We start from the raw sequence: 12,602 nt of genomic DNA on the forward strand, positions 1-12,602 counted from the left end.
CTGCGTGGAGAACATCGCGACAAGGCGGTGAAGCACGCGCCGTCGAGCATGCAACGCGGGACATGTCCGTGCGATGACGAAGCGCCGACGTCGCATCCGCAGCCACTGACGGGGTGACTCTTGAGTACTAGCACAGCAGCCGGCGAGCGCCAGCGCTTCGGCTTGACCCAGGACAATGAAAGGCGACCTCTCTGGCCGCGACTTCCGCCGCAATGCCCGCTGTTCGCCCCGATCCGGTCGCCGGCCGTCCCATCGCGGCGAGAACTTCTCTATGCTTGGGCCCTGTCCGCCCGAGGGAGCCCGTCCATGAGCGAGCCGTTCCAGCTCACCCCCCGTATCGCCCGCCAACTGCCCTGGCTGGTCGCCGTCGCCTTCTTCATGCAAGCCCTCGACGGCACCATCCTCAACACCGCGCTGCCGAGCATGGCCAGTTCGCTGAACGAAAACCCGCTGCGCATGCAGGCGGTGGTGATCGCCTACCTGCTCACGGTGGCCCTGCTGATACCGGCCTCGGGGTGGATCGCCGACCGTTTCGGCACGCGCCGGGTGTTCCTCGGCGCGGTACTGCTGTTCAGCCTCGGCTCGTTGCTTTGCGCGCTGTCGCCGAGCCTCGAACTGCTGGTCGGGGCGCGCATCGTACAGGGCGTCGGCGGCGCGCTGATGATGCCGGTGGGACGGCTGGTGATCCTGCGCGTCTACCCGCGCCAGGACCTGGTGCGGGTGCTCAGCTTCGTCACCATTCCCGGCCTGCTCGGCCCGCTGGCGGGACCGACGCTGGGCGGCTGGCTGGTGGAGTACGCCTCCTGGCACTGGATCTTCCTGATCAACCTGCCGGTCGGCCTGCTCGGCTGCCTGGTGGCGATGAAGCTGATGCCGGACCTGCGCAGCCCGGTGCCGAGCCGTTTCGACAGCATCGGCTTCCTGCTCTTCGGCGGCTCCATGGTGCTGATCTCCATCGCCCTGGAAGGACTCGGCGAGCTGCACCTGTCGCACCTGCGCGTGGTCCTGCTGCTGATCGGCGGACTGGTCCTGCTCACCGCCTACTGGCTGCGCGCGCTACGCATCGACAAGCCGCTGTTCCCACCGAGCCTGTTCAAGGCGCGGACCTTCGCCGTCGGCATCCTCGGCAACCTGTTCGCCCGCCTGGGCAGCGGCGCCCTGCCCTTCCTCACCCCGCTGTTGCTGCAGGTGGGACTGGGCTACCCGCCCTCCACCGCGGGCATGACCATGATCCCGCTGGCGCTGTTCGCGATGGTCGCCAAGCCGATGGCCAAGCCACTGCTGGACTTCTTCGGCTATCGCAAGCTGCTGGTCGGCAACACCCTGATCCTCGGCTGCCTGATCGCCGGCTTCGGCCTGGTCGACCAGGACACCCCCTACGTCTGGCTGCTGCTGCACCTGAGCCTGCTCGGCGCGGTGAACTCCCTGCAATTCACGGCGATGAACACCCTCACCCTGATCGACCTGCAGGACAGCAACGCCAGCAGCGGCAACAGCCTGATGTCGGTGGTCGTGCAGTTGTCGATCAGCCTCGGCGTGGCTTGCGCGGCGGCGTTGCTGGGCGGTTTCCAGACCGACCTGGATACGGGGCAGGACACCGTACTCGGCGCCTTCCACGCCACCTATGTCAGCGTCGGCCTGATGTCGATGCTGGCCGCGGCGATCTTCTTCCAGCTCGGCAGCGAGGACGGTCGCACCAGCCCGCGCCGGGTCGATCCGGAAAAGGACCCGGACCTCTAGGATGGCCTGGATCGCTACGCTCAAGCGCTGGGCTCGCGAGCTGAAGACCGAGGTCATCGTCCTCTGGCTGTGCAGCCGCCATCCGCACATGCCCTGGCTGGCCCGACTGGTGGCTCTGCTGGTGGTGGCCTATGCGCTGAGTCCGATCGACCTGATCCCGGACTTCATACCGCTGCTCGGCTACCTCGACGACCTGTTGCTGGTGCCGCTGGGGATCTGGCTGGCGATCCGCCTCACCCCACCCACGCTGCTCGCCGAGTGCCGCGCGCGGGCTCGCGAGGTCGAGACGCACCCGCGCAACCTGTGGATGGCTGCGCTGATCGTGCTGTTCTGGGTGGCGCTGGGCGCTGGACTGCTGCGCTGGTTCTTCTACTGAGCGGCGAGCGCGCTGCAGGTAGGTTTGCGGGTGAAGGTTCGGGACACGTCGACCGCGCCGAGGTGTTCGAGCGTGCGGCGGCCGAGCAGCACCGGATAGTTCATGTTGCCGCGGTCGCGCAGGGAGAACTGCTCGCGCAGCAGCTTGGCGCCCAGGCAGATGTCCATCGCCACCACCGGACGGCTGTCGCTGCCGCCGGCGCCGCGTACCTTGATCAGCCGCAGCACCTTGCGCTCGAAGGTCACGCTGACCGGCGCCTTGCTGTCGGCGGTGGGCAGCACGACATCGAAGCGCACCCAGCGCTCGCCGTCCTTCCTGTAGCGATGGATATTCCTCGCGTCCAGCGACGAGGTCAGCGCGCCGGTATCCAGCTTGGCCTTGGCCTGCATGCGCTCGGGCATCAGCCAGGACTGCTCGATCCAGCCCCAGTGCTCGGTGGCGGCATGGCAGGACGCGGAAGAGAACGACAGCGACAACAGCGCGGCGAAGGCCAGACGACGGGATTGCACAGGCTTCATCGAAACGACTCCGAACGGGACCGGGCCACTCTGGGCGGGAACTCGTCAAGACAGGGTGAACGGCAGGCGAAGACAGTGTGACGGTTTTCTCCGGGCAATAAAAAACCCGGATGCTTCCATCCGGGTTCTTCGGGCTGGGGCCCAGGGATCTTAGTTGATCACCTGAACGCGCTCGGCCTGCATGCCTTTCTGGCCTTGTACGACTTCGAAGCTGACCTTCTGGCCTTCGGCCAGGGTCTTGAAGCCGTTACCTTCGATGGCACGGAAGTGAACGAAAACGTCCGGGCCGCTTTCCGGGGTAATGAAGCCGTAGCCTTTGGTTTCGTTGAACCACTTAACGGTGCCGTTCTGACGGGACATTGCAAGTTCTCCTTGGAACTATGGGTATTGATTTAGCCACGAAATCGTAGCCGGTAACTGAGTTGCAAGGAGTTACAAGGAGTCGAGCAGGACGGGCTGGAATTTCCGACCGCATCAGGTCACGATCGACGGCGACCCATGCAAACACAGTGTCAGCACTCTACGACAAAAAACTGAGGAAAGCGAACCTGTATAAAAATACAGAAACGCGCTTTTTTCGTTTTTCGGACGAACGGTACTGGCCAAAGATACATTGCCTGTCGCTGCTGCTCCGGCGGCGATCGCACGCGGCAAGCCGCCGCAGGCTGCTAGACTAGCCGCTCGTATCGCCTGCCGAGCCCTGCCCCGTGACCTCCACCGCTTTCTCCTCGCTGCCGCTTTCCGCGGACCTCCTGGCCAATCTCGACTCCCTCGGTTACCGGGAGATGACGCCGATCCAGGCGCAGAGCCTGCCGCTGATCCTCCAGGGCCACGACCTGATCGCCCAGGCCAAGACCGGCAGCGGCAAGACCGCGGCCTTCGGCCTCGCCCTGCTCAGCCCGCTGAACCCGCGCTACTTCGGCTGCCAGGCGCTGGTGCTGTGCCCGACCCGCGAACTGGCCGACCAGGTCGCCAAGGAGATCCGCCGGCTGGCCCGCGCCGCCGACAACATCAAGGTCCTGACCCTCTGCGGCGGCGTCCCCTACGGCCCGCAGGTGGCTTCGCTGGAGCACGGCGCGCACGTGGTGGTCGGCACCCCGGGGCGCATCCAGGAGCACCTGCGCAAGGGCACCCTGGTCCTCGACGGGCTCAATACCCTGGTCCTCGACGAAGCCGACCGGATGCTCGACATGGGCTTCTACGACAGCATCGCCGAGATCATCGGCCAGCTCCCCGAGCGCCGGCAGACCCTGCTGTTCTCCGCCACCTACCCGGACGGCATCGAGAAGCTGGCGAAGACCTTCATGCGCGATCCGCGACAGGTGAGGGTCGAGTCGCTGCACGCCGACAGCCAGATCGAGCAGCGCTTCTTCGAGATCGATCCGAAACAGCGCATGGACGCCGTGGTACGCCTGCTCCAGCATTTCCGGCCACAGTCCTGCGTGGCCTTCTGCCAGACCCGCCAGCAGTGCCAGGAGCTGGCCGACGCACTGAAGGCGCAGCGGATTTCCGCCCTGGCCCTGCACGGCGACCTGGAGCAGCGCGAGCGCGACCAGGTCCTGACGGTGTTCGCCAACCGCAGTTGCAACGTACTGGTGGCCACCGACGTGGCCGCCCGCGGGCTGGACATCGCCGCCCTGGAAACGGTGATCAACGTCGAGCTGGCGCGTGACCCGGAGGTCCACATCCATCGCATCGGACGCAGCGGTCGCGCCGGCGAGAAAGGCCTGGCCCTGTCGCTGGTGGCGCCGGCCGAGGCCAGCCGCGCGCAGGCCATCGAGGACCTGCAGAAGCAGCCGCTGGCCTGGTACGCCCTCGGCCAGTTGAAGGCCAGCCCGGAGCCATTGCTGCCGCCGATGAGCACCCTGTGCATCGCCGGCGGACGCAAGGACAAGGTGCGCCCCGGCGACCTGCTCGGTGCCCTCACCGGCGACGCCGGGCTGCCCGGCAGCGCGGTGGGCAAGATCGCCATCTTCGACTTCCAGGCCTTCGTCGCCATCGAGCGCGGCCTCGCCCACCAGGCCCTCAAGCGCCTGAGCGAAGGCAAGATCAAGGGTCGCTCGTTCAAGGTCCGCCTGCTTTAGCGCGCCGCCGCTTCGCTCGCCGGGCCCGCTCCGGCGCGCGATATCACCGCCGGGTAACGTTCGGCGCGGCGACGACGTCTTAGCGTTCGCAGGCACGAAGCCTGCATCCGCCAGATGCCCGGCTCGACCGAGTTGCCCACGGCAGCGCTTCCTGCGACTGCGGCGGGCAGCGGACTTCCAGTCGCGCGAAATCGGCCGATTGAATTAGCCGGACAGGCCACATAGGCTGAACCACGGACCATCGGATAGCACTCCGCCCCCATGCCGCCCTCTTCGTTGACACACACGCTCCGCCGCCTCTGGGCCCTCGACAAGTTCGCCTATAGCCTGCGGGTATTCATCGCCCTGGCCGGCGCCCTGCTGCTGTGCTGGTGGCAGGACCGCATCGAGCTGCTGATCCCGCTGTTCCTCGGGATCATCGCCAGCGCCCTGGCGGAGACCGACGACAACTGGCTCGGCCGCCTGCAAGCGCTGCTGGTGACCCTGCTGTGCTTCAGCGTCGCCGCCTTCGCCGTCGAGTTGCTGTTCCCCTATCCCTGGCTGTTCGTTTCCGGGATGGCGCTGTCGGCGTTCGGCATGATCCTCCTCGGCGCCCTCGGCGAGCGCTATGCGGCGATCGCCTCGGCGACCCTGATCCTCTCGATCTACACCATGATCGGCGTGGACCAGCGCGGCGGCGAGGTCGCCGATGTCTGGCACGAACCGCTGCTGCTGGTGGCCGGGGCGGCCTGGTACGGGCTGCTCTCGGTGCTGTGGAACGCGCTGTTCTCCAACCAGCCGGTGCAGCAGAGTCTTTCCCGCCTGTATTTCGAGCTGGGCGAATACCTGAGGATCAAGTCGAGCCTGTTCGAACCGTTGCGCCAGCTCGACGTAGAGGGCCAGCGCCTTGCCCTGGCACGGCAGAACGGCAAGGTGGTGGTGGCGCTGAACCAGGCCAAGGAGACCATTCTCAACCGTCTCGGCCATGGCCGGCCGGGCCCCAAGGTGAGCCGCTACCTGAAGCTCTATTTCATCGCCCAGGACGTCCACGAGCGCGCCAGTTCCTCGCACTACCCGTACAACCGGCTGGCCGAGGCGTTCTTCCACAGCGACGTGCTGTTCCGCTGCCAGCGCCTGCTCAACCAGCAGGGCAAGGCCTGCCAGGCCCTGGCGCGGGCTATCCGCCTGCGCCAGCCGTTCGACTACGCCGACCGCGAGCTGGCCCTGGAGGACCTCCAGGCCTCGCTCGAACACCTGCGCCAGCAGAGCAACCCGGCCTGGAAGGGCCTGCTGCGCTCGCTCGGCGCCCTGGCCGCCAACCTCACCACGCTGGACCGCAAGCTGGCCGGGGCGAGCAACCCGGACGCCATCGCCGACGAACAGGACAGCGCCCTGCTCGACCGCTCGCCGCGCAGCCTGAAGGACGCCTTCGAGCGCCTGCGCCAGCAGCTCACCCCGACCTCGCTGCTGTTCCGCCACGGCCTGCGCATGGCCCTGGCGCTGACCGCCGGCTACGGCGTGCTGCACTGGATCCATCCGACCCAGGGCTACTGGATACTGCTCACCACGGTGTTCGTCTGCCAGCCCAACTATGGCGCGACCCGCCTGCGCCTGGTGCAGCGGATCCTAGGTACGGTGGTCGGCCTGGTGGTCGGCTGGGCGCTGATCGACCTGTTCCCCAGCCCGCTGGTGCAGTCGCTGTTCGCGGTCGCCGCCGGGGTCGCCTTCTTCGCCACCCGCAGCAGTCGCTATACCCTGGCGACGGCGGCGATCACCCTGCTGGTGCTGTTCTGCTTCAACCAGGTCGGCGATGGCTACGGGCTGATCCTGCCCCGCCTGTTCGATACCTTGCTAGGCAGCCTGATCGCCGGCCTCGCGGTGTTCCTGGTGCTGCCCGACTGGCAGGGCCGCCGGCTCAACCGCATGCTCGCCAACACCCTCGCCTGCAACAGCCGCTACCTGCGGCAGATCATGCAGCAGTACGCCACCGGCAAGCGCGACGACCTCGACTACCGCACCGCCCGGCGCAACGCGCACAACGCCGACGCGGCGCTCTCGACCACCCTGTCGAACATGCTCCTGGAGCCCGGCCACTTCAGGAAGGACGCCGAGATCGGCTTCCGCTTCCTGGTCCTCTCGCACACCCTGCTCAGCTATCTATCCGGCCTCGGCGCGCACCGCGAAAGCCTGCCCGAGGACGCCAGCGACGGCCTCCTGGAGCGCGCCGCCGAGCGGCTCTCCGCCAGCCTCGAGGAAATCGCCGCGAGCCTGGAACAGAAACGCCCGGTCGCCATCTACAGCGAAGAGGAGGAAGCGCTGGCCAAGGAACTGGAGCAGATGCCCGAGGACATGGACGACAGCCATCGCCTGGTACAGACCCAACTGGCGCACATCTGTCGCCAGCTCGCCCCGCTGCGCACCCTGGCCGCGCACTTGCTGAAGAAGGAACTGGCCGGCGCGCAGCCGCTGCCAGGCCAGCCCTAGCGCGCGCCGTAGCGCTCCAGCAGGCGCTGGTAGCTGCCGTCGTCGCGCATGCCGCGGATGGCCAGGTCGAAGCCGTCGACGATCTCGTCATGCCGGGGATTCCTCAGGCTCACCAGCAGGTGCAGGCCGTTCTCGCCAAGCGGGGTGGGCAGTACCTCCAGCTTGTCGCGCAAATCGGCCAGCTCGCCCTTGAAGGCGACCCCCAGCGCCAGCTCGTCCTCCACCGCCAGGTCGACCCGCCCCGCCTCGAGCATCCGCGCGGCGTTGGCGAAGCTGGTCACGTTGACCTTCTGCAAACGGCTGTCACGGTCGAATTCGGGCGCGTAGGCATAGTCGCGCACGACCGCGATGCGGTAGGGACGCAGGTCGCTCAGGCGGGAAAACTCGATACCCCGCCCCTTGCGTTGCAGCAGGCGAATGCGGTTGCTCAGGTAGGCGCGGGAAAACTGCCCGTAGAGGCTGCGGGCGGGCTCGTACCAGGCGCTCAGGGCGATGTCGTAGTCGCCGCTGCGCACGCCGTACAGGGCACGCGACCAGGGTACCTGCTGGAAACTCGAGTCGAAGCCGGCGCGCTTGAGCGCGGTGGTCACCAGTTCCACCGCCAGGCCGTTGCCAGGCAGGCGCGAATCGACGAAAGGCGGCCAGGAGTCGCCGACCAGGCGCAGGTTGGCGGCAGGCAGCGCGCAAGGGAGGAGCAATGTCAGCAGCAGGAGTGCGCATCGCAGCATGAAGGAGCGTCCCGGGAGTGGATCGCCACAGCATAGCCATCCCGACCCCGGGCACGCATGTCCCCGTGTCGCGGCTCGATGATATTTCCATCACAAACCGCGCGCGTTCACCTCTCCTCATCCTCTCCGGCGGCCTTTTCGTTCCGCGGCGCGGCACCTGCGTACTTGCCGCCGAAGAGTTCGATCGGCATCGGGAAGACGATGGTCGAACTCTTGTCGCCGGCGATCGCGCCGAGGGTCTGCATGTAGCGCAACTGCATGGCGCCACTCTGCCGGCCGAGCATCTGCGCCGCCTGCATGAGTTTCTCCGAGGCTTGCAGCTCGCCCTCGGCATGGATCACCTTGGCCCTGCGCTCACGCTCCGCCTCGGCCTGCCGGGCGATGGCGCGGACCATCGATTCGTTGAGATCGACGTGCTTGATTTCCACATTCGCCACCTTGATGCCCCAGGCGTCGGTCTGCGCATCGAGCACTTGCTGGATATCCAGGTTCAGGCGCTCGCGCTCGGCGAGCATCTCGTCCAGTTCGTGCTTGCCCAGCACCGCGCGCAGGGTGGTCTGCGCCAACTGGCTGGTGGCGGCCAGGTAGTTCTCCACCTGGATGATCGCCTTCTGCGGATCGAGCACGCGGAAGTACACCACCGCGTTGACCTTCACCGAAACGTTGTCGCGGGAAATCACATCCTGCGGCGGCACGTCGAGAACGATGGTGCGCAGGTCGATGCGCACCATCTGCTGGATCGCCGGGATCACCAGCACCAGCCCCGGCCCCTTGACCTTCCAGAACCGCCCGAGCTGGAACACCACGCCACGCTCGTACTCGCGGAGGATGCGCAGCGCGCTGAACAGCAGCAGCGCGAGGAACACCAGCAACATCGCCAAACCATAGGAAATACCCATCATCCACCTCCTTCATCGGCCAGCGCGACTTCCAGGAGCAGGCCCTTGCGCGCCAGCACCCAGACCGGCTGGCCCACCGCCAGCGGCCGCGCGGCGAGCACCCGCCAGCGCTCGCCCTGGAGCAGCACCCAGCCTGCGCAGGGTTGTTCGGAATCCACCGCCGCCACCGTCGCCAGGCTGCCGACCAATCCGGCGGTGCCACTTACCACCGCTTGCCGGCGAGTACGCAGGGCCATGCCCAGCAGACCGACGATCAGCGCGGCGCTGAGCAACGCCAGGGCCACCACCAGGCCGGGCGGAATGCCGTAGCCGGGCACCTCGGTATCGATCAGGATCAGCGCGCCGACCACGAACGAGACGATTCCGCCGATGCCGAGCACGCCGAAGCTGGCGACGAACGCCTCGCCCACCATGAACGCCAGGCCCAGCGCGATCAGCGCCAGCCCGGCGTAGTTGACCGGCAGCATCTGCAGGGCGTACAGGCCGAGCAGCAGGCAGATGCCGCCGAGTACGCCGGGCAGCGCCATGCCGGGATTGGCCAGTTCGAAGATCAGACCGTAGATGCCGATCATCATCAGGATCAGCGCCACGCTGGGATCGGTGAGCACCGCCAGCAACCGCGCGCGCCAGTCCGGTGCCTGGCGCTCGACCGTGGCGCCGGCGGTAGCCAGGGTCAGCGCGCGCTCGCCGACGCGCAGGCTGCGGCCGTCGAGCTGGCGCAGCAGGTCGGGCAGGTCGCGGGCCTGCAGGTCGATCACCTTCTGCGCCGCGGCCTCGTGCGCCGCCAGGCTGACCGCCTCGCGCACCGCGCGCTCGGCCCATTCGACGTTGCGCCCGCGCAACTGCGCGAGGCCACGGATATAGGCGGCGGCGTCGTTGACCTGCTTGCGCGCCATGGGTTCGGCGTCCCGCGCCGGGGGCTTCTCTGCGGGCTTGTCCGGCGTCCCCAGGCGCACCGGGGTGGCGGCGCCGAGGTTGGTCCCCGGCGCCATCGCTGCGATATGGCAGGCATACAGGATGTAGGTGCCGGCGCTCGCCGCCCGCGCCCCGCTGGGCGCGACGAAACCGGCGACCGGCACCTGGCTGGCGAGGATCGCCTTGACGATGCGCCGCATCGATGCGTCCAGGCCGCCGGGCGTGTCCAGTTCCAGCACCACCAGTTGCGCGCCGTCCTCGGCGGCACGCTCGATTCCGCGCACCAGGTAATCGGCGCTGGCCGGGCCGATCGCACCATCCACCGAGAGCACCCGAACCGGGCCGGAGGCCGCGAGACAGGCCGGGCCGGCGAAGCACAACAACAGCGCCAGCGCGAGCCGGCACGGCATCCGCATATCGACCTCCCCGACCGCCCGGCCGGGCCACCCCGGGACGAAGGCGCTCGTCCCGCGCACCGGGCCGGCAAGCGACCGGCCCCGCCGCGCACTTCTCAGTCTAGTCCAGTGGCTCTCGCCTTCCCCGCGCGTGTCCGGATCGGCAAATCCCTCAACATGCCAACTTTTTAGCGACGAAATGATGGCACTCGCCACAGGAATTCATTAATCTTCGCGGCCGCAGCGGGCAGGCCGCCTGGCGCCCGACCCCATCCGGCTTCCGGCGGCCTCCCGCGGCCCTTGTCCTTTCTTCGCCAGACGAAGCCGGTATGCGAAAGACATAACTTGTCACAATCGCCTGCCCATCATGTGCCGGTCATCCCCAGCGCGGACCCGCACCATGACCTCCGATGTCCTTCCCGCCGTCGCCGTCGCCAGTGCCGCCGGCAACGCGCACAAGCCCCATCTCGAGCAGCGCCCCGGCCGCCTCACCGCCTTCGTATTCTTCGCCGTGCTCGCCACCGGACTGCTGTTCAGCGCCTACAGCCTGATGCAGGACGTCGATGACGTCGGTTCCGCGATCACCACCTGGACGCCCTTCCTGCTGCTCGGCGTGGCCCTGCTGATCGCCCTCGGCTTCGAGTTCGTCAACGGCTTCCACGACACTGCCAACGCGGTGGCCACGGTGATCTACACCCACTCGCTGCCGCCGCACTTCGCGGTGGTCTGGTCGGGTTGCTTCAACTTTCTCGGCGTATTGCTCTCCAGCGGCGCGGTGGCCTTCGGCATCATCGCCCTGCTGCCGGTGGAACTGATCCTGCAGGTCGGTTCCTCGGCCGGCTTCGCCATGGTCTTCGCCCTGCTGATCGCCGCCATCCTGTGGAACCTCGGGACCTGGTGGCTGGGCCTGCCGGCGTCGTCCTCGCACACCCTGATCGGCTCGATCATCGGCGTCGGCGTGGCCAACGCGCTGATGCACGGGCGCGACGGCACCAGCGGGGTGGACTGGGGCCAGGCGACCAAGGTCGGCTATTCCCTGCTGCTCTCGCCGCTGATCGGCTTCGCCTGCGCCGCCCTGCTGCTCCTGGCGCTGCGCCTGCTGGTGAAGAACCGCGCGCTGTACAAGGCGCCGAAGGGCAAGGCGCCGCCGCCCTGGTGGATCCGCGGCCTGCTGATCCTGACCTGTACCGGGGTGTCCTTCGCCCACGGCTCCAACGACGGGCAGAAAGGCATGGGCCTGATCATGCTGATCCTGGTCGGCACCCTGCCGATGGCCTACGCCCTGAACCGCACCATGCCGGCGGACCAGGCAGTGCAGTTCGCCGCCGTCGCCGAGGTCACCCAGCAAGCGCTGGTGAAGAGCGCGCCGCAACCGGCGCCGGCCGATCCGCGCCAGGTACTCTCCGACTACGTGCGCAGCAAGCAGGCATCGCCTGAGCTGATCCCGGCGCTGGCCGCCCTGACCGGCTCGATCGGCCAGGAAGTGAAAGGCTATGGCGCGTTCTCGCGGGTACCGGCGCAAGCCATGGGCAACGTGCGCAACGACATGTACCTGACCTCCGAGGCGATCCGCCTGATGGACAAGGACGACGTCGGCCGCTTCGACGCAGACACCCGCGGCAAGTTGCAGGCGTTCAAGCGGAAGATCGACGACGCCACCAAGTTCATCCCGCTATGGGTGAAGATCGCCGTGGCCATCGCCCTCGGCCTGGGCACCATGGTCGGCTGGAAACGCATCGTGGTGACGGTCGGCGAGAAGATCGGCAAGACCCACCTGACCTACGCCCAGGGCGCCTCGGCGGAAACCGTGGCGATGCTGACCATTGGCGCGGCGGACCTGTATGGCTTGCCGGTATCCACCACCCATGTACTGTCTTCCGGGGTGGCCGGGACCATGGCGGCGAACGGTTCGGGACTACAGTGGAAGACCATCCGCAACCTGCTGATGGCCTGGGTGCTGACGCTGCCGGCGGCGATCCTGCTCTCGGCCTCGCTCTACTGGCTGCTCACCCGGCTGTTCTGAAACACGGCGGCCGGCACGGGTGCCGGCCGCTCGTCGCGCCGATCAGGGCAGGACTTCGTCTTCCTTGAACTGGTCCTTGATGTAGGTGATCTCGGTCTTGCCGTGGGGCGCCGGCAGGCCGTCCGGGCCGAGGTTGACGAAGACCATCTTGTCGATGGTGAGGATGCTCTTGCGGGTGATCTTGTTGCGCACGTGGCAGGTCATGGTCAGCGAGGTACGACCGAAGTCGGTGGCGGTGATGCCCAGCTCGATGATGTCGCCCTGGCGCGCCGAGCTGACGAAGTTGATCTCGGAAATGTACTTGGTGACCACGCGCTGGTTGCCCAGCTGGATGATCGCGTAGATCGCCGCTTCTTCGTCGATCCAGCGCAGCAGGCTGCCGCCGAACAGGGTGCCGTTGGGGTTGAGATCTTCTGGCTTGACCCACTTGCGGGTGTGGAAATTCATGTGAACTCCTGGTG

At 67.4% G+C, this 12,602-nt stretch carries 11 protein-coding genes; 5 read left to right on the plus strand and 6 right to left on the minus strand.

Annotation, left to right across the window (positions count from 1 at the left end; genetic code table 11):
• The first annotated feature begins 306 nt into the window (after positions 1–306).
• Positions 307–1,740 carry a multidrug transporter subunit MdtD gene (gene mdtD / locus ACTJJX_RS03250; protein ID WP_003084717.1) on the plus strand — a complete coding sequence of 478 codons (1,434 nt, stop codon included), beginning with the start codon at positions 307–309 and terminating at the stop codon, positions 1,738–1,740.
• Between the two features lies 1 nt (position 1,741).
• Entirely contained in the window at positions 1,742–2,116 is a 375-nt protein-coding gene (locus ACTJJX_RS03255; RefSeq protein WP_003142684.1) for a YkvA family protein, read from the plus strand.
• Here ACTJJX_RS03255 and rloA3 read toward each other — a convergent pair.
• Positions 2,110–2,634 carry a retropepsin-like aspartic peptidase RloA3 gene (gene rloA3 / locus ACTJJX_RS03260; RefSeq protein WP_003099931.1) on the minus strand — a complete coding sequence of 175 codons (525 nt, stop codon included), beginning with the start codon at positions 2,632–2,634 and terminating at the stop codon, positions 2,110–2,112. The genes ACTJJX_RS03255 and rloA3 overlap by 7 nt on opposite strands.
• A gap of 150 nt (positions 2,635–2,784) precedes the next feature.
• Positions 2,785–2,994: a cold-shock protein gene (locus ACTJJX_RS03265; protein ID WP_003084710.1), complete on the minus strand. Its 210-nt coding sequence runs from the start codon at positions 2,992–2,994 to the stop codon at positions 2,785–2,787.
• Positions 2,995–3,341: 347 nt separating this feature from the next.
• Here ACTJJX_RS03265 and dbpA point away from each other — a divergent pair, with 347 nt between their 5' ends.
• Both dbpA and yccS read left to right on the plus strand, forming a co-directional pair.
• Positions 3,342–4,718 (plus strand): ATP-dependent RNA helicase DbpA, encoded by a 1,377-nt coding sequence (gene dbpA / locus ACTJJX_RS03270; RefSeq protein ID WP_003113273.1) that lies wholly within the window; start codon positions 3,342–3,344, stop codon positions 4,716–4,718.
• A 261-nt stretch (positions 4,719–4,979) separates the two neighbouring features.
• Positions 4,980–7,181, plus strand: coding sequence for a YccS family putative transporter (gene yccS, locus ACTJJX_RS03275; protein ID WP_003084700.1), 2,202 nt, complete (start codon positions 4,980–4,982; stop codon positions 7,179–7,181).
• On the opposite strand, the gene ACTJJX_RS03280 is transcribed toward yccS, so the two are convergent.
• The 3 genes from ACTJJX_RS03280 to ACTJJX_RS03290 form a co-directional block, all read right to left on the minus strand.
• A complete protein-coding gene (locus tag ACTJJX_RS03280) occupies positions 7,178–7,909 on the minus strand; it encodes a substrate-binding periplasmic protein (RefSeq protein WP_003109736.1) in 732 nt (243 codons plus the stop codon). The two genes, yccS and ACTJJX_RS03280, sit on opposite strands and share 4 nt — an antisense overlap.
• A 107-nt stretch (positions 7,910–8,016) precedes the next feature.
• Positions 8,017–8,811 carry a slipin family protein gene (locus tag ACTJJX_RS03285; protein WP_003084693.1) on the minus strand — a complete coding sequence of 265 codons (795 nt, stop codon included), beginning with the start codon at positions 8,809–8,811 and terminating at the stop codon, positions 8,017–8,019.
• Positions 8,808–10,139, minus strand: coding sequence for an NfeD family protein (locus tag ACTJJX_RS03290; protein WP_003099925.1), 1,332 nt, complete (start codon positions 10,137–10,139; stop codon positions 8,808–8,810). The genes ACTJJX_RS03285 and ACTJJX_RS03290 overlap by 4 nt, the downstream gene beginning before the upstream one ends.
• 379 nt (positions 10,140–10,518) lie before the next feature.
• Between ACTJJX_RS03290 and ACTJJX_RS03295 the strand changes: the two genes are divergently transcribed.
• On the plus strand, positions 10,519–12,141 hold the full coding sequence (locus ACTJJX_RS03295; protein ID WP_016852381.1) for an inorganic phosphate transporter: 1,623 nt from the start codon (positions 10,519–10,521) through the stop codon (positions 12,139–12,141).
• A gap of 42 nt (positions 12,142–12,183) precedes the next feature.
• Here the strand turns inward: ACTJJX_RS03295 and ACTJJX_RS03300 are convergent, their stop codons facing one another.
• Positions 12,184–12,588 (minus strand): acyl-CoA thioesterase, encoded by a 405-nt coding sequence (locus tag ACTJJX_RS03300; RefSeq protein WP_003084686.1) that lies wholly within the window; start codon positions 12,586–12,588, stop codon positions 12,184–12,186.
• Between the last annotated feature and the right edge of the window lie 14 nt (positions 12,589–12,602).

The sequence above is a fragment of the Pseudomonas sp. 22490 genome, from assembly GCF_052044465.1.
GTDB classification, from domain to species: Bacteria; Pseudomonadota; Gammaproteobacteria; order Pseudomonadales; family Pseudomonadaceae; genus Pseudomonas; species Pseudomonas aeruginosa.